Genomic DNA, 23396 nt, shown 5'->3' on the forward strand with positions numbered 1-23396 from the left:
ATGACCGAGCAAACGCCGCTGCGCATCGTGCATTGCTTTCGCGCCCCGGCCGGGGGCGTCTTCCGCCACGTTCGCGATCTTGTCGACGCGCACACGGCGGCGGGCCATCAGGTCGGGGTCCTATGCGACACCGCCACGGACGGCGAGCACGAGAAGGCCCTGCTCGACGCGCTGGAACCGAAACTTGCGCTCGGCCTCATCCGCATGCCGATCGAACGCTCGATCAAGCCTTCGGACATCACCGCGCTGAAGAAGGCATACGACCACATCAAGAGCTTGCAGCCGGATGTCCTGCACGGCCACGGCGCCAAGGGCGGCGCCATCGCCCGCATCATCGGCTCATTCCTGCGGGTTAACAGGTATCGCGTCGCCCGCCTCTATTCGCCGCATGGCGGCAGTCTCCATTTTCGCCGCGCCAGCCTCAAGGGACAGGTCATCCTGCGGGCCGAACGCTTCATGGAGCGCTTCACCGATTCCCTCGTCTTCGTCTGCGATTACGAGAAGGAAACCTATGCCGCCCGCGTCGGCGAACCCGAGGTGCCCTGGCACCGCATCCATAACGGCGTCAGCGAGAGCGAATTCACCCCCGTCGCCAAGACAGCCGAGGGCGTGGACCTGCTCTTCATCGGCAATCTTCGCGACCTCAAGGGGCCGGACGTCTTCATCGACGCCTTCCTGCGTGCCGAGCGCATCGTCGGGCGACCGCTTTCCGGCCTCATCGTCGGCAACGGACCGCAGCGCGAAGATTATGCCCGCAAGATCGGCCTTCTCGGCCTCGGCGGACGCCTCGGCGTGCAGCCGGCCATGCCGGCCCGCGACGCATTCGCCCTCACCGACATCGTGGTCGTTCCCTCGCGCAACGAAAGCCTGCCCTATATCGTGCTGGAGGCGCTAGCGGCGGACAAGGCGGTGATCGCCTCCCGGGTCGGCGGCATTGCCGAAATCCTCGGCGCCGCAAGCCCGGCGCTGGTTCCGCCCGGCGATGCCGATGCGCTGGCCGCCGTCATGGCGCGGGCGCTGGGCGAACCGGGCTGGAAGAGCGCGGCCATGCCTTCGGCGGACACCCTGCGCGCCAGCTTCTCCACACCCGTCATGGCCGACGCGATGCTCGAGCTTTACCGTGAAGCGCTTGCGGAACAGGCCGCCGGATAAACGTTTCTTAGCATCTTTCGGGTAGGACTTTTTCCAAGGGAGAACGGGAAAAAGCCATGAACAACCTGGAACAGAACGAACAGTTCGATGTCGAAGGCCTGAAGCGGAAACTGAGCGAGGGAAGCAGCCCGCCCGGCAATGCCGGCAACCCGGCCGACGAGCCGGCCGTGCTCAATCCGCTGGCGCGCAGCATCGCCCGGCAATTCAGCGAACACAGCCGCACGCCCAACATCGTGATTGGCCAGTTCCGCCTGTTCGAGTTCACCGCCCTTCTCGCCATCGGCCTCGTCGCGGGCGCCATCGCCGGCTACGACGGCCTGCTCGATTTCGCCGCCCGCACGGCACTGGTGGCATTTGGCGCGGGGCTGACCGTCCTTGCCATGCAGATCCTCGACCTCTACCAGATTTCCGCCTTGCGCGCGCCGAGCCTCAACCTGAAACGCATCGTCGCGGCCTGGGCGGGCGGCTATGCCGCGCTGGCCGGCCTGCTGTTCCTCACCGGCGCGCTCGCGGACTTCGACCGGCAGATTCTCGCCGTCTGGTTCGGCGGCGCGGCGCTCTTCCTGCTGGCGGTGCGCTTTCTCTTCGCCATCGGCGTGCGCCACTGGGGCCGCAACGGCCTGATGGAACGCCGCGCCGTGATCGTCGGCGGCGGGCAGGCCGCCAAGGACCTCATCCGCGCCCTCGAACAGCAGCCTGACAACGATATCCGCATCTGCGGCATCTTCGACGACCGCGGCGCCGACCGCTCGCCGAACGTCGTCGCCGGCTATCCGAAGCTCGGCACGGTTTCGGAGCTGGTGGAGTTCGCCCGCCTGACACGGATCGACATGCTGATCATCGCCCTGCCGCTTTCGGCGGAAGCGCGCATCATGGACCTGATCCGCAAGCTGTGGGTGCTGCCCGTCGATATCCGCCTGGCCGCCCATGCCAACCGACTGCGTTTCCGCCCGCGCTCCTATTCCCATGTCGGCGCGGTGCCCATGCTCGACATTTTCGACAAGCCGATCCGCGACTGGGATTCGGTGGCCAAGCGTGCCTTCGACATCATCTTCAGCGTGATCGCCCTGACGCTCCTGTGGCCGGTGCTGATCGGCACCGCCATCGCCGTGAAGCTCAATTCGAAGGGACCCGTGTTCTTCGTGCAGAAGCGCCACGGCTTCAACAACGAGGTCATCAACGTGCTGAAGTTCCGGTCGATGTATACCGACCGCTGCGACCCCACCGCCAAACAGGCCGTGACGAGGAACGACCCGCGCGTGACGCCTGTCGGCCGCATCATCCGCAAGACCTCGATCGACGAACTACCCCAGCTTTTCAACGTGCTGAAGGGTGACCTGTCGCTGGTCGGCCCGCGCCCGCACGCCATCTCCGCACAGGCCGGCGAGGTGAAGTTCGCCGATGTCGCAGAGGGCTATTTCGCCCGCCACCGCGTCAAGCCCGGCGTGACCGGCTGGGCGCAGATCAACGGCTGGCGCGGCGAGGTGGACAACAGCGACAAGATCCGCTTCCGCACGGCCTTCGACCTCTACTACATCGAAAACTGGTCGCTGCTGTTCGACCTGAAAATTCTCTTCCTGACGCCGATCCGGCTTCTGAAAACGGAAAACGCCTATTGAGCGCCAGTGCCGCCCATAGCGCCGGCACCGTCCGGCGCGCGGGTTTCAACGCCCCCGTCGCAGCCCTGAGGCTGATCGGCGCGGGCGTCATGGCATTCGGTGTGTTCCTCTCCGGTTTCGTGATGTCGGAACCGGCCCCTTACGAACTGCTGATGGTGGCGCAGATCGCCGTCTGGTTCCTGCTCGGCCTGAAGATCAGCCGCCCGGTCGGCCTGCTGCTCGCCCTGCTGCTCGTCTTCAATGTCGGCGGCTTCCTGTCGCTCACCGTCATGAAGGCCAATTTCGGCGACGGCTTCATCTACATCGCCGTTTCGCTGTTTCTGGCACTGTCATCCGTCTTCTATGCCGCGGCCATCGAGGACTCGCATACGCGGCTGAGGTTGATGTTCCAAGCCTGGGTGGGCGCGGGCGTCATCACGGCGCTCCTCGGCATCCTGGGATATTTCCATGCCTTCCCCGGCGCCGAGGCCTTCACGCGCTTCGACCGCGCCAAGGGGGCCTTTCAGGATTCGAACGTCTTCGGCCCGTTCCTCGTCGCCCCTGCCCTCTATCTCATGCACGGGCTTCTGACGCAGCGGCTTTCGACCGCGCAGCTGAGGGTCGCGGGGCTACTGATCCTGGTCCTCGGAATCTTCCTGTCGTTCTCGCGCGCGGCCTGGGGCCTGTTCGCCTTCGCCGCCGTGGCGCTGGTCGTCGTCATGCTGCTCAAGGAGCGCAGCGGCGCCTTCCGCGTCAAGATCCTGCTGCTGTCGCTCGCGGCTCTTGTGGCGATGGTCGCGGCGCTCGTCATCGCCATCCAGTCCGATCAGGTGGCGCAGCTTCTGTCCAGCCGCACGAAACTCGTCCAGGACTATGACGGCGGCCACCTCGGCCGCTTCGCCCGCCACAAGATCGGCTTCCTGATGGCGCTGGAAAAGCCGCTCGGCATCGGCCCTCTGGTGTTCGCCACCATCTTTCCGGAAGACGAGCACAATACCTGGCTGAAAGCGCTGACGACCTACGGATGGCTGGGCTTTGCCGCCTTCATCGCCATGACGATTTCCACCATCTACGGCGGCCTGCGCATCCTCCTGCGCGACCGTCCGTGGCAACCATTCCTGATGATCGCCTGGATCACCTATCTCGGCCATGCGCTGATCGGGAACGTCATCGACACCGACCACTGGCGCCATTTCTACATCCTGATCGGAATCATATGGGGCTGCATCGCGCTCGAATGGCGGCACGAACGCGCCGGGCGCATCCTTCGATAATAATCGCCGGATTCGATACGGAACTGGAAAAGGAAAAATTGCCGCAAGCCGCAATGAACGGCGCAAACCATCAATCACCCATATGGGGGCTAAGTGATTGATTAAATGGTCGGAGCGGCGGGATTCGAACCCACGACCCCTTGACCCCCAGTCAAGTGCGCTACCGGGCTGCGCTACGCTCCGACCCGCCGTAAAGGCAAGCACCACTTAGACTTTCGGCCTTTGGAGCGCAAGCGGAAAAATGCGTGTCACCAGAAAAAACGGAACGAAAGGACACCAGGCGTTTCTGACGGAGCATGATTCCCGCCGGGGCATTCCTCCGATATTCACTTTTCCGTTGAAGGCGGACCGGGCGGGTGAGCGGTGGCGAAACCACGATTGGATGCCTTGCCCCGTCAGGCAAACCGCCCCCGGACAGGTTCGGCCTGAAGCCCCCTGCGGGCCAGCATGCGGCAGCGGGAGGAACCTCTGCCGCATGCCGGCCGGAAACTCAGTTCTGTTCTATTCTAACACCATCCGGGCCGATTTGCATCTCGATTCCCTCCGGCTTCGTCTCCTCGCGGTAGACGTAGATGCCGAGGCCGACGACGGCCGCGATCAGAATGCCGACGATGACGTAAAGTCCACTCTTGCTTTTCAAGGATAACTCCCTCTCGAATTTCAGTAATCGGAGGGATAACGCTTTATGCGCGCATTCGGTTCCGCCGGCGTGGGAACGGCAGCGTTCCTTCCGGGCGGAACGGGACATCCAGGTCAGGACCGAACGCAGAAGGCGGTCAGCGCACCTGATCGAGCAGGCGCTTGCATTCGAGAAGATCGTAGAGCGCCTCCTGAAGCAGGGCCCTGTCCTCCTTGCCGACCGAACCGGTGCCGATCGACACTTCCGGCATGTCCTCCCCGTCGCCGCCGCCGAAGCCGAAGAAACGGCCGCTGGGCCTCGCCTTCGGGCGGCCGACGATCTGGTCCTCGTCAGGATGGGAAACGCGCGGCTCGGCGCTCTTCTCGGTCTGCGCGGAGGCGACGAGCGCATCCATCGCGGCCACGTCGCCATTGGCGATAGCCACCACGAAACGGTTCCCGTTCGTCTTGAGCAGCTTCTGGACGCCCTTGATGGTGTAGCCGTGATCGTAAAGCAGATGGCGGATGCCCTTGAGCAGTTCCACATCGTCGGGCCGGTAGTATCGCCGGCCACCGCCACGCTTCATCGGCTTGATCTGGGGAAAGCGGGTTTCCCAGAAACGCAGCACATGCTGCGGCAGGTCGAGGTCGTCGGCGACCTCGCTGATCGTGCGAAAAGCATCAGGGCTCTTGTCGGCGTCCATTTCCCTGCGGCTCCAGCTTCGTTTTCATCGCCGGCAGGCTGGTGTTCCAGTCTGCCGATCGCTTTTTCAATCCGCCGGCTCGAACCGGGCGAATCGTCATCATTCCAATGGATCGGGAGGAGGAATTCAAGGCTGGCCTGCGGTTATCCCAAAGGCTTGATCTGCGGACGGATCAGGACGCCACCGAGGCTGCGGTCTTCTGCTTCGCCTTGCGGGCCAGATGCGATTTCAAAATGCGCTGCTTGAGGACGTTGGATGCCTTGAAGGTCATGACGCGGCGTGGAGAGATCGGCACTTCCTCGCCCGTCTTCGGATTGCGGCCGATGCGCTCGTTCTTGCTGCGCACCTGGAAGGTGGCGAAGGAGGACAGCTTGACCGTTTCACCGCGAACGATGGCGTTGCAAATCTCGTCGATCACGGTTTCAACCAGCTCCGCCGATTCCGTTCGCGACAATCCGACCTTACGGAAAACGGATTCTGCGAGATCTGCGCGTGTTACGGTCTTGCCGGCCATGATTTTCCGCCCCGTTTGAAACCTCTGAACAGTCACGCCGCCGAACCGGCCACCTCTACCCGGAATATTTCGGGGCGCGCGCATGCAAACGCTCCGCCAAAGCGCCATCCGCCTGTGGCGCTCAATGGGCGAAGCGTTGAGAGACTATTGCCCTTCCCGAAATCGGTCAAGCGTTTACAAGCACTTGGGACCGTGTAACCGCATCTCTACCAGCGCAACAGGACGGCGCCCCAGGTGAAACCGCCGCCCATCGCCTCGAGCATCACCAGATCGCCCTTGCGGATGCGGCCGTCGGAGGCAGCGACGGCGAGCGCCAGCGGAATCGATGCAGCGGAGGTGTTTCCGTGCAGGTCGACGGTGATCACCACCTTTTCGAGGGGGATGCCGAGCTTTTTCGCCGATGCCTCGATGATGCGGCGGTTCGCCTGATGCGGCACCAGCCAGTCGAGTTCTTCCGCCGTCAGGCCGGTCTTGTCGAACGCATCGACGATGACATCGGTGATCATGCCGACGGCATGCTTGAAGACCTCGCGTCCCTCCATGCGGAGATGGCCGACGGTGCCGGTCGTCGAAGGCCCGCCATCGACATAGAGCTTGTCCTTGTGCGATCCGTCGGAGCGCAGGCTCGCGGCCAGGACGCCGCGGTCGGCGACGGTACCCTCCCCTTCTTCGCCTTCGAGAACGATGGCGCCCGCGCCGTCGCCGAACAGCACGCAGGTGGTGCGGTCGCTCCAGTCGAGAATGCGGGAAAAGGTTTCGGTGCCGATCACCAGAACCCGCTTCGCCTGCCCGGAGCGGATGAAGCTGTCGGCGGTGGTGACGGCGTAGACGAAACCGGTGCAGACGGCCTGCATGTCGAAGGCATAGCCATGCGTCATGCCGAGCCGGTTCTGGATGTTCACGGCGGTTGCCGGAAACGTATTGTCCGGGGTCGAGGTCGCGACCACGATCATGTCGATATCGTCGGGCGTCAGGCCGGCGTTGTCGAGCGCGGCGCGGGCCGCATCGGTGCCGAGCGATGCCGACGTCTCGTCGGGACCGGCGACATAGCGCTGGGTGATGCCCGTCCGCTGGACGATCCACTCGTCCGTCGTGTCGACCGTCTGCTCTAGCTCGCGATTGGTCACGACACGTTTCGGAAGAGCGGCTCCGAAACCGCGCACGACGGAACGAATCATAGGTTTTCCTGCCCCTTTATTCATGCGGCTTCCGGACCGGCCGGGGGCTGTTGCCCTGCATGATAGTTTTTCAAATCGTTTTCGATCTTCTTGGTCAGACCGTTCTTCACCATGTCATAGGCAACGTCGATGGCGGCGGCATAGCCCTCGGCATCGGTTCCGCCGTGACTCTTGATGACGATGCCGTTGAGGCCGAGGAACACGCCACCGTTCGACTTGCGCGGATCGAGCTTTTCCCGGAGCATGCGGAACGCGCCGCGGGCGAACAGATAGCCGATCCGCGCCATCAGGGTACGCGACATCGCCATTTTCAGGAAACTGGCCATCTGCCGGGCCGTGCCTTCGGCGGCCTTCAGGGCGATGTTGCCGGTGAAGCCCTCGGTGACGACGACATCGACCGTGCCCTTGCCGAGATCGTCGCCCTCGACGAAGCCATGATAGCTGAGCGTCGGAAGATGGGCCTCGCGCAGGAGACGGCCAGCCTCCTTCACGTCCTCGTTGCCCTTCACTTCCTCCGCGCCGACGTTCAGGAGGCCGACGGTCGGCGCTTCGATATCGAACAGGGCGCGGGCCATCGCGCCGCCCATCAGCGCGAAATCGAGAAGCTGGTTGGCATCCGCGCCGATGGTCGCGCCGATATCGAGAACGACGCTCTCGCCGCGCGCCGTCGGCCATATGCCGGCGATGGCGGGGCGCTCGATGCCGGGCATCATCCGCAAACAGAACATGGCCATCGCCATCAGCGCGCCGGTATTGCCGGCGGAGACGGCGACATCGGCCTTGCCTTCCTTCACCGCGTCGATCGCCTGCCACATGGAGGATACGTTGCGGCCGCGGCGCAGGGCCTGGCTCGGCTTCTCCTCCATGCCGATGGCGACATCGCAATGGTGAAACTCGCTGCGCTCCTTCAGCTTCGGAAAGCGCTCCAGAAACGGCTCGCACTTCTCCCTCTGCCCGTAGAGAACGAAAACGATCCCCGGATGACGCTCCAGCGCTATCGCGGCACCGGGGATAACCACTTCCGGCCCGAAATCGCCTCCCATCACATCGAGAGAAATTCTGATCACTCCAACGATCCTTCCCAACCGCTCCAATGACGGATTTTTAGGCACAAAATACCGCGTTCGACGCAACTGACAACTCGATTGTGCCGCGGCACCGCCCTCTTAATCCTTTTTCCAATCCTTCAACACCGCGAAAGGAGACGGTTTGCGATCATTTTCCCCATCATCCTCGATATGGGTCGCAAATGCGGCCCCCGGCTTGCGCGGATAGGGATCGATGGCCAGCGCGACGCACTCCGCGACGGTGACGCCGGCATCGACCGAATCGCCGGTGAAGGCTTCCGGCAGGTCCGGACCTTCCGGGTCGAGAACCATTTCTCCCTCCTCCCCGGTGGTCAGGCGCGCCAGCCTGGACCCTTCCGGCACGTAGATCTGCTCGAAGCTTTCGGAGATGAGTGCGTCCACCGGCTCGAGCGTGACGATGCAGGACTGGACGATCTCGGCCGTCACCTGCCCCTTCACGCGCACGCCGTCCTTCTTCCATCGGGCAATGGACATCACGGCCTTCAGCGACCTGACCTCGGGAATATTCCACAGGCGCGCCAGGCCGGCACGCTCCTCCGCATCGGCCTCGACATGAACATCCACCGGATTGGCGGAAATATGGCCGACCTTGACCGGATAGGAAAAGGGAATGTCTTCATTGCGGCTGGGTCTGGTCATGTCAATCCTTCTCCTTTTCCCCGGCATCCGCAGCCGGCAGCGTGACGCGGCCCGCCGCCACCGCGTCCTCGGTCGCGGCAGCCAGATGGCGCTCGGCGTGCATCGCCCAGCCGGCCAATGCGGTCATGGAGGGCGGATTGTCAACCTCGGGATGAATATTCCGCTGCAAGGCGGCCGCAAGCGCCGGCGCGTCGCCGGCGTCCAGCGCCGCCGCATAGGCCTCCAGGCGCCCGTAGAAACGCCCAGCCAGCTTTTTCATGCGCTTCGGCACGGAAGGATCGCCGACGCCCAGTTCGCGGATCGAATGATCGATATCCTGAAAGAAGGCGTCGATGATTTCCTGCGCCAGTTCCTGGCCGCTCACGCCCGAAAAACGGGTGCGGCGGAAGAACAGAATCATGACCAGTGAGATCATTTCCAGCCGGCCCATGACCGTATCCGGCACGCCGAGATCGGTATAGAAATACGGCTGGCGCGCCGCAGCGGTCAGCGCCCCGTACTGCCTGTCGAGGATTTCCCTGTTGTCGTTTCGCTTGGAAAACAGCCCGAAGATCATCTAAATTTCCGAAAAGCGGCCGGGAATATAGTGCCGCCCGGCTTCACCCGTGTTGCATGATCGCGAAAGCTGGTTTACCGAAGCATGCGCGAATTGCAATGCCGTTCTGGGCCGTTTCGGCCCTGCCGGCCCGGTTGAAAGCAAGGCTTCCGTCCGCACGAGGATGTGAGGCTGCGCCATTTCCGGCGGCTTTCCCCGGAAAGGCCATAATGATATGCGCATGGCAAAGGCGCGCTGCAAGGTGCGTTCTTAATTGTTGGAGAGATGTCGTTGGAAATGCGGTATTCGAAGCGTGACAGGAAATTCGGCGGCAAGGCTGCCCTTCTCATCGCAGCCCTCTCCTCCGTCGCCGCGCTTTCGAGCTGCACGACGGCCGAAGTGATGCACAACGGCTATGTGGTCGATCAGGAATCGCTCGATCTCGTGCCGGTCGGCGCCAGCCGCGAGCAGGCGCTGCTGACACTCGGCACGCCTTCCACCACCGCCACCTTCGACAACGAGGTGTTCTACTACATTTCCCAGAAGCGAACCCGCGCCGTCGCCTTCATGAAGCCGAAGCTGGTGGAGCAGAACGTGCTGGCCATCTACTTCAACAAGGATGGCGTCGTCGAACGCCGCGCCAACTATTCGCTCCAGGACGGCCGGGTGTTCGATACGATATCGCGCACGACGCCGACGGGCGGCAGGGACCTCACCTTCCTGCAACAGATCCTGTCGGGCGCCAGCGGTGCCGGCAACGCCAACTTCCTGGCCCGCCAGCTGCTGAATTCGAACTGACGGCGGCTTCATTAATCCGCATATGCCCCTCTCCTTCGTCACCCTCGGGCTCGACCCGAGGGTCCACGCCGCAAGCGCCGCGGTGGATGGTCGGGTCGAGCCCGACCATGACGAAAGAAAGCGATCCCCCTTTGTCCACAGTCCGACCCCGCCCCGAACCGTCGGAGCGGGGTTTTTTATTGCGGCTCAGGCCAGGACGGCCAGCAGCAGCAGCGCCACGATATTGGTGATCTTGATCGCCGGGTTGACCGCCGGGCCCGCTGTGTCCTTGTAGGGATCGCCGACGGTGTCGCCCGTCACCGACGCCTTGTGCGCCTCCGAGCCCTTCACATGGCGCACGCCGTCCTTGTCGACGAAGCCGTCCTCGAAGCTCTTCTTGGCGTTGTCCCAGGCGCCGCCGCCGGAGGTCATCGAGATGGCGACGAACAGGCCGTTGACGATCACGCCGAGAAGCGATGCGCCGAGCGCGGCAAAGGCCGAGGCCTTCGATCCGGAAATCAGCAGCACGCCGAAATAGACCGCCAGCGGCGCGAGCACCGGCAGCAGCGACGGCACCACCATTTCCCGGATCGCCGCCCTGGTCAGCATGTCGACGGCACGGCTGTAATCCGGGCGGTCCGCTCCCGTCATGATACCGGGCTTTTCCCGGAACTGGCGGCGCACTTCCTCGACCACCGCGCCGCCGGCCCGTCCGACCGCCGTCATGGCGATGCCGCCGAACAGGTAGGGGATGAGCCCGCCGAAGATCAGGCCCGCGACGACATAAGGGTTGGACAGGCTGAAGGAGACCTCGCCGATCCCGGCGAAATACGGGTAGGTTTCGGCGTGGCCGATGAAGTAATCCAGGTCGTTGGTGTAGGCCGCGAACAGGACCAGCGCGCCGAGGCCGGCGGAGCCGATGGCATAGCCCTTGGTGACAGCCTTGGTCGTGTTGCCCACGGCGTCGAGCGCATCGGTGGACTTGCGGACCTCCGGCGGCATGCCCGCCATTTCGGCGATGCCGCCGGCATTGTCGGTCACGGGGCCGAAGGCGTCGAGCGCGACGATCATGCCTGCCAGTCCCAGCATGGCCGTGACCGCGATGCCCGTGCCGAAAAGCCCGCCGAGCTGGTAGGTGGCGATGATGCCGCCGACGATGACGATGGCCGGCAGCGCCGTCGATTCCAGCGAAACGGCAAGCCCCTGGATGACGTTGGTGCCGTGCCCCGTCACCGAGGCCTGGGCGATGGAGTTGACCGGCCGCTTGTTCGTGCCCGTGTAGTATTCGGTGATGACCACGATCAGCGCGGTGACGACAAGGCCGACAAGACCGCAGATGAACAGATTTCCGCCGGTGACGTCCTGCCCCGCCACCATGCCGATGGAACCCCAGCCGACCGTGACGGTGGTCGCGACCGCAAGGCCGAGGACGGACAGCAGGCCCGTGACCACCAGCCCGCGATAAAGCGCGCCCATGATCGAGCCATTGACACCGAGTTTCACGAAGAAGGTGCCGATGATCGAAGTGATGACGCAGGCCCCGCAGATCGCCAGCGGATAAACCATCGCCGCATCGAGCACGGAAGAGCCGGCGAAGAAGATCGCCGCCAGGACCATCGTCGCGACGACGGAGACCGCATAGGTTTCGAAGAGGTCGGCGGCCATGCCGGCGCAGTCGCCGACATTGTCGCCGACATTGTCGGCGATGGTGGCCGGGTTGCGCGGATCGTCCTCGGGAATGCCCGCCTCGACCTTGCCGACCAGATCGCCGCCGACATCCGCACCCTTGGTGAAGATGCCGCCGCCGAGGCGGGCGAAGATCGAGATCAGCGACGCGCCGAAGCCGAGCGACACCAGCGCGTCGATCACCGCGCGGGAGCCACCCGCATGACCGAGGCCGAGCGTGAGGACGAGATAATAGCCGGCAACGCCGAGAAGGGCGAGGCCGGCCACCAGCAGGCCGGTGATCGCGCCGGCCTTGAACGCGATGTCGAGGCCGGAGGCGAGGCTGACGGACGCGGCCTGCGCCGTGCGGACGTTGGCGCGCACCGAAACGTGCATGCCGATGAAGCCCGCTGCACCCGACAGGACGGCGCCGACCAGAAAGCCGAAGGCCGCCGCGGCGGACAGAAGCCACCAGGTGCCGGCGAACACCACCGCCCCCACCACGGCAATGCTCAGATACTGCCGCGTCAGATAGGCCGTCGCGCCTTCGCGGATGAACCCCGCGATCTCCTGCATCCGCGCATTGCCCTGATCCGCGGCGAGGACCGACCGTGTCGCCCAGACCGCGTAGGCGATCGAAAGCAGGCCGCACAGGATGACGCCGTAAACAACACCACTCATACGCATTCCCTCCCCATGATTTCCTCGTTGGGGAAGCGGGAGACCGACCGGCAACGCGCCGGCCGTTCAGGCGCCCGCTCCCTTAGAGCAATTCCAGCAAAAGTGCGAAGCGGTTTTGCGTTCGGAATTGCGGGAAAAAGCTCTAGACAGGGCGAGAGTGCGTCCCGTTGACACGGGGCGTCAAGCCCCGTCCGGAACGGCATCGACATCCGGACATTCCGCCGCAGCGCGGGATGAGGAAAATCAAGACGGAAAGGCCGGAACGCTCACCGCGATGCTGCGCTGCGCAAACGGGCCGCGCGCATTTCCGCGAGAATCAGTGCCAGGCAGACGATCGTGACCGGCCAGATGACGAGGTTCATCACGTCCCAGCCATAGGCGGTGAAGACGCGCCCGGAGGAGAAGGACGAAAGCGCGACGGTGCCGAAGAGCACGATGTCGTTGAAGCCCTGCACCTTGTCGGCTTCCTGCGGCCGGTAGCTGGCCGCGACGATGGCCGTCGAGCCGATGAAGCCGAAATTCCAGCCGATGCCGAGCAGGACCAGCGCGCCCCAGAAGTTCCAGAGTTCGACACCCATATGGGCGACGACGGCGCAGGCCATCAGAATGACGAGCCCGAGCGCCACGACCTTTTCCGCGCCGTGGCGGGCGATCAGCATGCCGGTGAAGAAGCTCGGGCAGAACATGGCGATCACATGCCACTGGATGCCGAGCGTCGCCATCTCGGTCGGCAGGCCACAGCCGATGACCATCGCCAGCGGCGCGCCGATCATCATGAAAGTCATGAGCGCATAGGAGCCTATGCCGCAGACGAGGCCGGTGAGGAACCGCCGCGTCAGGACGATTTCCGCAAGCGGGCGGGCCGGCTCGTCGGCGGAACCGGAACCGACCGGCTTTTCGGGCAGGCGCAGGAAGACAAGAATGGCGAGCGCCGCAAGCGACAGCGGCACCAGCGCCATGAACGTGCCGGCAAAAAGTACCGGCGCGAAATAGTCCTTCGCCCATATCGCCAGTTGCGGGCCGAGAATGGCCGAGACGATGCCGCCCGCCAGAATCCACGAGATCGCCTTGCCCTTGTAGAAGGAAGGCGACGCATCGGCGGCGGCAAACCGGATTTTCTGCGTGAAGCCGGCCGACAGGCCGATCAGCAGAAGGCCGAGGGCGAACAGCCAGAAATCGGAACGGAAGAGCGCGAGCGCGGCGACGAGGCCGCCGAGCCCCACCGTCACCGCGCCGACCATGAAGGAGGCCTTGCGGCCGAGGACGCGGGCCGCAACGGCGACGACGACCGCGCCGAGCGCGACGCCGACGTTGAAACCCGTCATCGGCGCCGTCGCAAGGGACTTGTCCGTGCCGAGGAGTTCATAGCCGGCCAGGGCGCCGACGGAGAAAGACAGCGGCCCCGCCGAGCCCAGAATCGCCTGCGCGGCGGTCAGCAGCGCGACGTTGCGCTTCGCCGAGCGCAACTGTCCCTCAAGTCCCGGAACCGTTCCGCCCTGCACCGCGTCCATGCGCCATCACTCCCCGGGGATTACTTGCGGTCCTCGCCGCGCACCTGTTTGGCGATCCGGTCGAGAACGGCGTTCACCAGCTTCGGCTCGTCGTCCTCGAAGAAGGCACGGGCGATCTCGACATATTCCGTGACGATCACCGGCACCGGCACGTCCTTGCGCTCCAGAATCTCGAAGGTGCCGGCGCGCAGGATGGCGCGGACCGTGCTGTCCAGACGCGAGAGGGCCCAGTCGTCCTGCAAGGCGGCCTTCACGAGCGGATCGATCTTCGTCTGGTCGCGCACGACGCCGGCGACGATGGAGCGGAACCAGGAGGCGTCCGCCTTCAGATAGGTGTCGCCGTCGAGTTCCTGGCCGAGCCGGAAGGATTCGTATTCAGCCACGACTTCCAGAACGCCGGTGCCGCCGATATCCATCTGGTAAAGGGCCTGCACGGCGGCAAGACGCGCCGCGCCGCGCTGGTTGGCCGGTTTGACCGGGTGTGCGGTGCCTTCCTGCGTCATGGTCAGCCGCCCAGCTTCTCTTTGAGTTCGATCATGGCAAGCGCAGCGCGGGCGGCGAAACCGCCCTTGTCCAGATCCGACTTGCGGGCGCGGGCCCAGGCCTGCGCCTCGTTCTCGACGGTCAGGATGCCGTTGCCGATGGGCAGCGATTCGCTGACGGAAAGATCCATCAAGGCGCGGGCCGATTCGTTCGAGACGATATCGAAATGATAGGTCTCGCCGCGGATGACCATGCCGAGCGCGACGAAGCCGTCATAGGCGACGGTGCCGGCATCCATGCCGTCCAGCGCCATCGCGATGACCGCGGGGATTTCGAGCGCGCCCGGAACGGTGACGACGTCATAGGTCGCGCCGGCGGCATCGAGCGCGGCCTTCGCCCCGTCGAGCAGGGCATTGGAAAGATCGTCGTAGAAGCGGGCCTCGACGATGAGGAGATGCGAAGCGGAAGCGGACATGGGCTGTTTCCAATGGATCTGGCGGCCACGGGGCCAAGCCAATCGACGGTGATTACGGGGTTTTCACGCGGTCTAACCACGGCTTGGCGCCGCTGGCAAGCAAATTCACGCTTTCGGGCCGTCGCCACGATGCGCTGCCCGCCTTCTCGTCATGCTCGGGCTTGACGAAGGAGAGACGGCGGGCCGACGCCCACATTCCGGCGTGAGGCAACGCCTCAGCCGAACTCCGCCAGCCTTGCGGCGTAGCGGGCCATCGTGTCGATCTCGAAATTCATCCTGTCGCCCGCCTGCCGCTCGCCCCAGGTCGTCACCTCCAGCGTGTGGCGGATGATGAGAACGTCGAAATCGGCACCGTCGACGGCATTTACCGTCAGCGAGGTGCCGTCGAGCGCCACCGACCCTTTCGGCGCGACGAATTTCGCCAGATGCTCCGGCGCCCGCAGCCGGAACCGCACGGCGTCGCCTTCCGGCGCGACCGACAGGATTTCCGCCGTGCCGTCGACATGGCCGGAGACGATGTGGCCGCCGAGTTCGTCACCGACCTTCAGCGCCCGCTCCAGATTGATGCGCGTTCCCGTCCGCCAGTCTCCGAGCGTCGTCAGGCGCAGCGCTTCCTCCCACGCCTCGACCTCGTACCAGCGGGAATTGTCGCCTTCCGCCGGCAGCGCCGTGACGGTCAGGCAGGTGCCGGCATGGGCGATGGACGCGCCGATGTCGATGGTGGCCGGATCGTAGTCCGTCGCCACGCGCAGGCGCACCCCTTCATTCAGGGGCGTGACGTCCTCGACGGTGCCGATATCCGTGACAATTCCGGTGAACATCCTCAAATCCTTTCGTAATCGAAACGGCGGTCCGGGCCGAAGCGGCTCTCGCCGAGAAACGCGAAACCGCTTCCGATATGGGCGCGGGTCAGCGGCGATGCAATGCCCTGCGGGCCGATCGTCACCGCCCCTTCATAAAGCTGGATCCGGTCGACCAGATCCGCTTCGAGGAAGGCGGCAGCGACGGTCGCACCGCCTTCGACGATCAGGCCGCTCACGCCCCAGTCCGCCAGCATGGCCAGGAACGCGGCGATGGAACCGGCCTCGACGGTCTGGACGCCCGCCAATTCCAATGCCGCGCGGCGCTCGGAAAAACCGGCATCCAGTGCAAGCCGGGCGGAAGATGCGACGGCGATGACCGGCACCTCGGCCGCCGTCCTCACCAGCTTCGAGGCCAGCGGCAGGCGCAGGTCGCGGTCGAGCACGATGCGGGCCGGCGAGTCCTTTTCAAGACCCGGTAGTCGGCAGGTCAGTTCCGGGTCGTCGGCAATCGCGGTGCCGATGCCGACGAGGATGGCGTCGCTTTCGGCCCGCAGCATATGGACCTGCGCGCGCGCCGCAGGGCCGGTGATCGCCACCTGCCCCGCGCCACTCAAACCGATCATGCCATCGGCGGAAACGGCAAGTTTCAGAGTCACATGCGCGCGCTTCTTCGTCTGGCGCGTCAGATAGGGCGCAAGCGCGCGCCGCGCTTCTTCCTCCATCACGCCGCTTTCGACCTCGATCCCCGCCTCGGCCAGAAGGCGAAGGCCGCGGCCCGAGACGCGCGGGTCCGGGTCGGTCAGCGCCACGACGACGCGCGCCACGCCGACGGCGATCAGTGCATCGGAACAGGGTGGCGTCCGGCCGTGGTGGGAACAGGGTTCGAGCGTGACATAGGCGGTCGCTCCCCTCGCCCGTTCGCCCGCATCGGCAAGCGCCTGCGGCTCGGCATGGGGGCGGCCGGAACGCGCCGTCACGCCGCGCCCGACAATGATACCGTCCTTGACGACGACGCATCCGACGGAGGGATTGGAGGTGGTGCGGCCCGCGTGCCAGCGCGACAGGCGGATCGCCACCGCCATGAAGCGCCGGTCGTCCGCGGCGCTCATCTCAGCCGCCTATGCCCGGATCGCGGGCAATCTTGGCGTTGATCTCCTCGATCACCTTCTCGAAATCCTCGGCATGGGAGAAATCCCGGTAGACCGAAGCGTAGCGGACGAAGCCGACATCATCGAGGCTCTTGAGCGCTTCCAGCACCTGAAGGCCGATCTCCTCCGAACTGATCTCCGTTTCGCCGGAGCTTTCCAGGCGACGGACGATGCCGGAAACGGCACGCTCGATGCGGTCGGCGTCCACGGGCCGCTTGCGCAGCGCGATCTGGAACGACCGCACCAGCTTGTTGCGGTCGAAGGGCGCCTTGCGGCCGGTCTTCTTCACGACCATGAGTTCGCGAAGCTGAACCCGCTCGAAGGTCGTGAACCGGCCACCGCAATCCGGGCAGATGCGGCGGCGGCGGATGGAGGTTCCATCCTCCGCCGGACGCGAGTCCTTGACCTGGGTGTCTTCCGAACCGCAGAAGGGGCAGCGCATGGCAGGCCTTAGCCCTGATAGCCGTACATCGGGAAGCGGCTCGTGAGCACCTCCACCTTGGCGCGGACCGCCGCTTCGACGGCAGCGTTGCCCTCGTCGGAATTGGCGGCCTTCAGGCCGTCGAGAACCTCGACGATCAGCCGGCCGATCTCGCGGAACTCCTCTTCGCCGAAGCCGCGCGTCGTGCCAGCCGGCGTTCCGAGACGGACGCCCGAGGTAACGAAGGGCTTTTCCGGATCGAAGGGAATGCCGTTCTTGTTGCAGGTGATCCAGGCACGGCCCAGCGCCGCCTCGGCGCGCTTGCCCGTGGCGTTCTTCTTGCGCAGGTCGACCAGCATCAGGTGGTTGTCGGTGCCGCCGGAGACGATATCGAGGCCGCCATCCTTCAGCGTCTCGGCAAGCGTCCTGGCATTCTTGACGACCCGGGCGGCGTAGTCCTTGAACTCCGGCTGGAGCGCCTCGCCGAAGGCCACGGCCTTGGCGGCGATGACGTGCATCAGCGGGCCGCCCTGGAGGCCGGGGAACACGGCGGAATTGAACTTCTTCGCCAGATCCTCGTCGTCGGTCAGGATCATGCCGCCACGCGGACCGCGCAGGGACTTGTGCGTCGTCGTCGTGGCGACATGGCAATGCGGGAACGGCGACGGATGCTGGCCTCCGGCCACGAGACCGGCGATGTGCGCCATGTCGACCATCAGCCAGGCGCCGACTTCATCGGCGATCTCGCGGAAGCGCTTCCAGTCCCAGATGCGGGAATAGGCCGTGCCGCCGGCGAGGATGAGCTTCGGCTTGTGCTTGCGGGCCTTCTCGGCAATGTCGTCCATGTCGAGCAGGTGGTCGTCCTCGCGGACGCCGTAGGAGACGACGTTGAACCACTTGCCGGACATGTTGACCGGCGAACCGTGCGTCAGGTGTCCGCCGGAGTTCAGGTCCAGCCCCATGAACGTGTCGCCCGGCTGGAGCAGCGCGAGGAACACGGCCTGGTTCATCTGCGAGCCGGAATTCGGCTGGACGTTGGCGAAATTGACGCCGAACAGCTTCTTCGCCCGCTCGATGGCGAGTTCTTCGGCGATATCGACGAACTGGCAGCCGCCGTAATAGCGCTTGCCCGGATAGCCCTCGGCATACTTGTTCGTCATGATCGAGCCCTGCGCCTCGAGAACGGCGCGGGAAACGATGTTTTCCGAGGCGATCAGCTCGATTTCGTGGCGCTGGCGACCGAGTTCCTTGCCGATGGCGCCGAAGATATCCGGATCGGCGTCCGACAGCGGGCGATTGAAGAAGGCTTCGAGGTTCGACATGGCAAGGCTCCTGCGACAAACGGATGCGATCGGGTATTATCCGCCCCCACGTCCAAGGGCAATACGCGTGACGCAATTTACCCGCGTTTCAGGGCCTGCCGGACAATTATCGCCTCAAAACAAAACCGGCCGCGAACGGATCGCGGCCGGCGATGCGAAAAGGCCCCGGGGCGGCTTATTGCATGGGCAGCAGATCGTCGTCCGGCGAGCCGCGCTCGATGCCGGTCGTGGTCTGCAAGGCAAGCTCCTGCGCGCCGTCCTTCTGGTAGATGTCGTCGCGGAACTGGACCACGCCGTCCTTGGCCGACCAGGCGGTGATATAGACGAAATAGACCGGAACTTCCTGCGACAGCTTCACCGGATTGTTCTGGCGGCCGGCGATGACGCGCTCGATCTGCTGGCGGTCCCAGCCGGGCGTTTCCTTGAGCAGCCAGACCACGAGGTCGCGCACATTCTGCACGCGCACGCAGCCCGAGGATTCGAAGCGCATCAGCTTGTTGAACACGCCCTGCTGCGGTGTGTCGTGCATGTAGACGGCGTGCTCGTTGTGGAAGTCGATCTTGGTGGACGACATCGCGTTGATCCGGCCCGGGTCCTGGCGGAACATCAGGTTCGGCGCCTTTTCGGCGTTCCAGTCGATGGTCGAGGGGCTCACCTCGTTGCCGCGGCCGTCGATCAGGCGGATGTTGTTCTTTTCGAGATAGGTCGGGTCCTTGCGCATCAGCGGCATGATATCCTTCTGGATGATCGAGCGCGGCGCGGTCCAGTACGGATTGAGGATGACCTGATAGATCTTGGAATTGAGGATCGGCGACTGGCGCGTGATCTGGCCGACGACGGCGGTGTTGCGCAGAACCACGCGGCCGTCTTCCACGGCCTCCACATAGGCTGCCGGAATGTTGACCATCACGTAGCGGCGGCCGAGATCGCCCGACATGGCCTGCACGCGCACGAGGTTGGTCTGCAACTGGTGAAGGCGGGTATCCGCCGGCACGTTGATCGCCTTCATGGAATACTCGCCCATGACGCCGTCGGTCGGCAGGCCGTGACGGGCCTGGAAGCGCTTCACGGCGCCATCGACATAGGAATCGAACGAGTTCGAAACGCCAGCGTCACGCGAAAGATCGCCGGACACGATGAGACGCTGGCGCAGGGCCTGCACCGTGGAGTCGACGGCACCGATCTGAAGCGGCTTCGACGTGGGCAGAACGTTCGGCCAGCCGCCGTTGGCGACGATCATCTGGTACTGGGCGACGGCCTGCTGCATGTTCTGGACGGAACCGGGACCGAGAACCGGATTGTTCGACGTGACGGAAACCGCCCCGCGCGACGCCCTGGCGTCGAACTGATCGTCCCAGTTGCCCCTGCGCGGCGCGTTGATGACATCGTCCATCGCAGACTGGGCAAAGGCCGGCGCGGCCAGAGCCGCCGCCCCCGCGGACAAGGCCGAGCGCAATATCGCACGGCGGGAAAAACGATCCATTCCGGTTTTTTCTGACATCTATCGCACCATCTTGATGATTCCAGACACCTTGCGGCGCCAGGCATCATGAACGATTATCGTTAACAAAACGGCAAACAGAGCCGCCCCTTATCCGGAAAGATCCGCGCTTCGCGTCGGTGAGCGACAAGCGCCCGGAACCCATCCGCCCGGCGGAGCCAGCGGCCCTTCCTCTCCTTCTGCGGTCACATATCAATATGGCCAATTCGTGTCGCATGGGCCGGGCCGGTTTCAACCGCCCGTGAACGGCGCGCGGGTGTTGCGCGAACGCCCGAAACCGGACGCGCCGCGGGCGCATCCGGTTTTCGGTCAGGCCGGCTTCAGGGCTGCGCGTCACATGCGGTAGGCGATCGTGTCGTTCCAGAAGCGGTCGAGGCGCTGGAGCAGCTTGTTCATCTCGGAGAACTCGTTCTCGCCGATGCCGCCGACCTTCTGGATCGATCCGACGTGACGCTCGTACAGCCGGGCGACCGTCTCGGCGATTTCCTGGCCCTTTTCGGTCAGGCTGATCCGCACGGAGCGGCGGTCGATGCGCGAGCGCTTGTGGTTGATGAGACCGAGATCGACCAGCTTCTTCACGTTATAGGACACGTTCGAGCCGAGATAGAAGCCGCGCGAGCGCAGCTCGCCGGCGGTCAGCTCGGAATTGCCGATATTGAAGAGAAGAAGAGCCTGGACGGCGTTGACGTCGGAGCGGCCCTGACGGTCGAACTCGTCCTTGATGACATCGAGAAGACGACGGTGAAGACGTTCCACCAGATGCAGCGACTCGAGGTAGAGCGAACGCAGGGCTTCATCCTGCTCGTCGCGAACGGGCTGCGGCTGCGGCTTGGTTTTCGTGTTGATCATGACTGCCTCACTGTTTGATGGCGGCTATTGTTTTGCTCCCGCCTTGAGTGAGACCCTATCGAATACCCATAAAATTCTACTTAAAACGCAGCCTTAACAGCCCCTTACCTGAACAGGCACGTCAATCAGGGTAAACCGGAGCTTACCCGCCCTGCCTTTTCGCGCCGTTCGAGGAAGAGTGCGATGCGGAAAAGCGCGTAAACACAAAGGATCACCGCGTGCATGATCGGCACGGTGAGGTTGTTGCCGAAAATGTCGCGCCACACCGTATACATCAGCACCTGTACCAGGGCTGCACAGGCCCAGATGACCGGCCCCCATGACACCACCAGCCAGAGGCCGAGCGCCGCGATGGGAAAGACCACCGCCAAGGATACGCAGGCGGCCCGCCATGCCGGATCGAGCATGTCGAAGCGGGCTCCGCCGCCGCCCGAATAGCCGACGAGCAACGCCCAGTATTGCATGCCGAACCAGAAGCACGAGATCGCCACCATTCGCAGGAAGACCACGAACAGGGTTTCGGTCATCGTGTTTTTCGGCGGGCCGTTCGAATCGGTTTCCATGCGCGAAAGATAGAACCAAGCGCCCTTCCCCGCCAGATGGTGGACGGCCTTCGTCGTCCCCTGCGCGCAAACACCCCACCCCGCGGCCGATTAAGCGGTTTCCGGGAGGTTTTTCGCGTGATAATCAGCAAAAATATTTCCACTTCGGCAAGGGGGCGCATCATCATGCAGGACAAGACACATCTGGTCGACGAGATCACCGGGCACCGCCGCATGCGGCGCAACCGCAAGGCGGACTGGACGCGCCGGCTGGTGCAGGAAAGCCGACTGACGGTGGACGACCTGATCTGGCCGATCTTCATCGTGCCCGGCACCAATGTCCGCGATCCCATTCCCGCCATGCCGGGCGTCGACCGCATGAGCGTCGACGTCGCCGTGGAGGCGGTGCGCGAGGCCGCCGATCTCGGCATCCCGGCCGTCGCCACCTTCCCGAACATCAGCATGGAACTGCGCGACGAGACCGGCTCGCACGCGCTGGAGACCGACAATCTCATCAACGCGGCCACGCGGGCCTTCAAGAAAGCCGTGCCGAATATCGGCGTCATCACCGACGTCGCGCTCGACCCGTTCACCAGCCACGGCCATGACGGCATCCTGCGCGGCGAGGAGATCGTCAACGACGAAACGGTCGAGCAGGTCGTGCAGGCGGCGATCCTCCAGGCGGAGGCCGGCTCCGACATCATCGCGCCGTCCGAAATGATGGACGGGCGCATCGGCGCGATCCGCAAGGGGCTCGACGCGGCCGGCTTCCAGAATGTCGGCCTGATGGCCTATGCCACCAAGTTCTCCTCGGCCTGCTACGGCCCCTATCGCGAGGCGATCTCGACCGACGGCCTGCTGAAGGGCGACAAGAAGAGCTACTATATCGACCCGGCCAACGGCACCGAGGCGGTGCGCGACGCGGCCCACGACGTCGAGGAGGGAGCCGACATGCTGATGGTGAAGCCCGGCCTGCCCTATCTCGACATCTGTTGGCGGCTCAAGGAGGCGTTCGGCCTGCCGACCTTCGCCTATCAGGTGTCGGGCGAGTATTCGATGATCAAGGCCGGCGCGCTGAACGGCTGGATCGACGGCGATCGGCTGATGATGGAGACGCTTCTCTGTTTCAAGCGGGCCGGCTGCGACGGCATCCTCACCTACTTCGCCGTCGACGCGGCCCGCAAGCTCGCCGGCAAGACATAAGGCGACGGAGCCACGCGGTAAACCCTGACGGCGGCGTCAGGGTTCAAAAGTCTCCCCGAGCGGTGCCGTTCCCCGTCCACCATTGTTTTTCCGGCAAAACGTCCCATATCGAAGGCATGTTTTCACCGGAGGGTCAAATGTCGCTCGATACCGTTTCCCGTTACGCCGCACCCGATGACTGGCGCGCCTATTCCGGCACGTTGACGCGCCGGGCGATCGCATTCTGCGTGGATTACGTGCTGATCGCCATTCTGATCATTCCGGCAGCCTTCGTGCTGTTTCTGCTCGGCATTCCGACGCTCGGCCTCGCCTGGTATCTCTTCCCAGGGCTCGGGCTCATCGTCGCGGCGCTCTACTTCGGCTTCAGCCTCGGCGGAAAGTCGCAGGCCAGCCCCGGCATGCGGATGATGGGCGTCATGCTGGTGCGGATCGACGGACGCAAGATCGATTTCTTCACCGCAATGGTCCACCTCATCCTGTTCTGGGTGCTGAACTCGGTGCTGACGCCGCTGATCCTGCTGGCGGGCCTGTTCACCGACCGCTCGCGCCTGATTCACGACCTTCTGGTCGGCACCGCCGCCATTCGCGTCGACTGAAACCGGCGGCCTTTCGAATACAGGCCGTGAAACCACCGATAATGCTTCACAACGTCAAGTCACGCCGAAGTGTGACTTGACGTTTTCTATTCTTCATCCATGCTTTCCACATGGATCGA

The 23396-nt window shown here is 64.3% G+C and carries 24 protein-coding genes and 1 tRNA gene; 6 read left to right on the forward strand and 19 right to left on the reverse strand.

Features of this window, described 5'->3' with window-relative positions; translation table 11 throughout:
• Genes NOF55_RS17790 through NOF55_RS17800 form a run of 3 tightly spaced genes read left to right on the forward strand, consistent with a single transcriptional unit; the run spans window position 1 to window position 4024 of the window.
• Complete coding sequence (locus NOF55_RS17790) at window positions 1–1152, forward strand: glycosyltransferase family 4 protein (RefSeq protein WP_306412461.1); 1152 nt, start codon at window positions 1–3, stop codon at window positions 1150–1152.
• A 56-nt stretch (window positions 1153–1208) separates the two neighbouring features.
• Complete coding sequence (locus NOF55_RS17795; protein ID WP_306412462.1) at window positions 1209–2771, forward strand: undecaprenyl-phosphate glucose phosphotransferase; 1563 nt, start codon at window positions 1209–1211, stop codon at window positions 2769–2771.
• Window positions 2768–4024: an O-antigen ligase family protein gene (locus NOF55_RS17800; protein WP_370868995.1), complete on the forward strand. Its 1257-nt coding sequence runs from the start codon at window positions 2768–2770 to the stop codon at window positions 4022–4024. The genes NOF55_RS17795 and NOF55_RS17800 overlap by 4 nt, the downstream gene beginning before the upstream one ends.
• A gap of 106 nt (window positions 4025–4130) precedes the next feature.
• Here NOF55_RS17800 and NOF55_RS17805 read toward each other — a convergent pair.
• The 8 genes from NOF55_RS17805 to NOF55_RS17840 form a co-directional block, all read right to left on the reverse strand.
• A tRNA-Pro gene (locus NOF55_RS17805) sits at window positions 4131–4207 on the reverse strand.
• Window positions 4208–4514: 307 nt separating this feature from the next.
• Window positions 4515–4664 (reverse strand): hypothetical protein, encoded by a 150-nt coding sequence (locus tag NOF55_RS17810; RefSeq protein WP_306412463.1) that lies wholly within the window; start codon window positions 4662–4664, stop codon window positions 4515–4517.
• Between the two features lie 136 nt (window positions 4665–4800).
• Window positions 4801–5346, reverse strand: a complete 546-nt coding sequence (locus NOF55_RS17815) for a MerR family transcriptional regulator (RefSeq protein ID WP_306412464.1) — start codon at window positions 5344–5346, stop codon at window positions 4801–4803.
• A 172-nt stretch (window positions 5347–5518) separates the two neighbouring features.
• A complete protein-coding gene (locus NOF55_RS17820; protein WP_306412465.1) occupies window positions 5519–5860 on the reverse strand; it encodes an integration host factor subunit alpha in 342 nt (113 codons plus the stop codon).
• Between the two features lie 206 nt (window positions 5861–6066).
• Window positions 6067–7038, reverse strand: coding sequence for a beta-ketoacyl-ACP synthase III (locus NOF55_RS17825; RefSeq protein WP_306412466.1), 972 nt, complete (start codon window positions 7036–7038; stop codon window positions 6067–6069).
• Between the two features lie 20 nt (window positions 7039–7058).
• Window positions 7059–8105: a phosphate acyltransferase PlsX gene (gene plsX / locus NOF55_RS17830; protein WP_306412467.1), complete on the reverse strand. Its 1047-nt coding sequence runs from the start codon at window positions 8103–8105 to the stop codon at window positions 7059–7061.
• Between the two features lie 99 nt (window positions 8106–8204).
• Window positions 8205–8765, reverse strand: a complete 561-nt coding sequence (locus tag NOF55_RS17835) for a YceD family protein (protein ID WP_306412468.1) — start codon at window positions 8763–8765, stop codon at window positions 8205–8207.
• A gap of 1 nt (window position 8766) precedes the next feature.
• The gene (locus NOF55_RS17840) at window positions 8767–9321 is read right to left on the reverse strand and encodes a ubiquinol-cytochrome C chaperone family protein (RefSeq protein WP_306412469.1); all 555 of its coding nucleotides are present in this window, start codon (window positions 9319–9321) and stop codon (window positions 8767–8769) included.
• Window positions 9322–9585: 264 nt separating this feature from the next.
• On the opposite strand from NOF55_RS17840, the gene NOF55_RS17845 reads away from it, so the two are divergent.
• The gene (locus tag NOF55_RS17845) at window positions 9586–10098 is read left to right on the forward strand and encodes an outer membrane protein assembly factor BamE (RefSeq protein ID WP_306412470.1); all 513 of its coding nucleotides are present in this window, start codon (window positions 9586–9588) and stop codon (window positions 10096–10098) included.
• Window positions 10099–10284: 186 nt separating this feature from the next.
• Here the strand turns inward: NOF55_RS17845 and NOF55_RS17850 are convergent, their stop codons facing one another.
• The 11 genes from NOF55_RS17850 to NOF55_RS17900 form a co-directional block, all read right to left on the reverse strand.
• Window positions 10285–12423 carry a sodium-translocating pyrophosphatase gene (locus NOF55_RS17850; protein ID WP_306412471.1) on the reverse strand — a complete coding sequence of 713 codons (2139 nt, stop codon included), beginning with the start codon at window positions 12421–12423 and terminating at the stop codon, window positions 10285–10287.
• Between the two features lie 266 nt (window positions 12424–12689).
• Window positions 12690–13934 carry an MFS transporter gene (locus tag NOF55_RS17855; protein ID WP_306412472.1) on the reverse strand — a complete coding sequence of 415 codons (1245 nt, stop codon included), beginning with the start codon at window positions 13932–13934 and terminating at the stop codon, window positions 12690–12692.
• Window positions 13935–13954: 20 nt separating this feature from the next.
• Window positions 13955–14437, reverse strand: coding sequence for a transcription antitermination factor NusB (nusB, locus tag NOF55_RS17860; protein WP_306412473.1), 483 nt, complete (start codon window positions 14435–14437; stop codon window positions 13955–13957).
• Window positions 14438–14439: 2 nt separating this feature from the next.
• A complete protein-coding gene (ribH, locus tag NOF55_RS17865; protein WP_306412474.1) occupies window positions 14440–14892 on the reverse strand; it encodes a 6,7-dimethyl-8-ribityllumazine synthase in 453 nt (150 codons plus the stop codon).
• Window positions 14893–15107: 215 nt separating this feature from the next.
• The gene (locus tag NOF55_RS17870; RefSeq protein WP_306412475.1) at window positions 15108–15713 is read right to left on the reverse strand and encodes a riboflavin synthase; all 606 of its coding nucleotides are present in this window, start codon (window positions 15711–15713) and stop codon (window positions 15108–15110) included.
• 2 nt (window positions 15714–15715) lie between these two features.
• A complete protein-coding gene (ribD, locus tag NOF55_RS17875; protein WP_306412476.1) occupies window positions 15716–16804 on the reverse strand; it encodes a bifunctional diaminohydroxyphosphoribosylaminopyrimidine deaminase/5-amino-6-(5-phosphoribosylamino)uracil reductase RibD in 1089 nt (362 codons plus the stop codon).
• Between the two features lies 1 nt (window position 16805).
• Window positions 16806–17285 carry a transcriptional regulator NrdR gene (nrdR, locus tag NOF55_RS17880; protein WP_306412477.1) on the reverse strand — a complete coding sequence of 160 codons (480 nt, stop codon included), beginning with the start codon at window positions 17283–17285 and terminating at the stop codon, window positions 16806–16808.
• Window positions 17286–17293: 8 nt separating this feature from the next.
• Window positions 17294–18586, reverse strand: coding sequence for a serine hydroxymethyltransferase (gene glyA / locus NOF55_RS17885; protein ID WP_306412478.1), 1293 nt, complete (start codon window positions 18584–18586; stop codon window positions 17294–17296).
• A 175-nt stretch (window positions 18587–18761) separates the two neighbouring features.
• On the reverse strand, window positions 18762–20087 hold the full coding sequence (locus NOF55_RS17890; RefSeq protein WP_306412479.1) for a L,D-transpeptidase family protein: 1326 nt from the start codon (window positions 20085–20087) through the stop codon (window positions 18762–18764).
• A 333-nt stretch (window positions 20088–20420) separates the two neighbouring features.
• Window positions 20421–20936 carry a transcriptional regulator LdtR gene (ldtR, locus tag NOF55_RS17895; RefSeq protein ID WP_306412480.1) on the reverse strand — a complete coding sequence of 172 codons (516 nt, stop codon included), beginning with the start codon at window positions 20934–20936 and terminating at the stop codon, window positions 20421–20423.
• 125 nt (window positions 20937–21061) lie between these two features.
• On the reverse strand, window positions 21062–21463 hold the full coding sequence (locus NOF55_RS17900; RefSeq protein ID WP_503128513.1) for a DUF6163 family protein: 402 nt from the start codon (window positions 21461–21463) through the stop codon (window positions 21062–21064).
• Window positions 21464–21664: 201 nt separating this feature from the next.
• Between NOF55_RS17900 and hemB the strand changes: the two genes are divergently transcribed.
• Together hemB and NOF55_RS17910 are read left to right on the forward strand one after the other, a co-directional pair.
• The gene (gene hemB / locus NOF55_RS17905) at window positions 21665–22681 is read left to right on the forward strand and encodes a porphobilinogen synthase (protein ID WP_306412482.1); all 1017 of its coding nucleotides are present in this window, start codon (window positions 21665–21667) and stop codon (window positions 22679–22681) included.
• Between the two features lie 137 nt (window positions 22682–22818).
• Entirely contained in the window at window positions 22819–23277 is a 459-nt protein-coding gene (locus NOF55_RS17910) for an RDD family protein (protein ID WP_306412483.1), read from the forward strand.
• Window positions 23278–23396 lie beyond the last annotated feature (119 nt).

The sequence above is a fragment of the Ectorhizobium quercum genome (assembly GCF_026552795.1).
Classification (GTDB): domain Bacteria; phylum Pseudomonadota; class Alphaproteobacteria; order Rhizobiales; family Rhizobiaceae; genus Ectorhizobium; species Ectorhizobium quercum.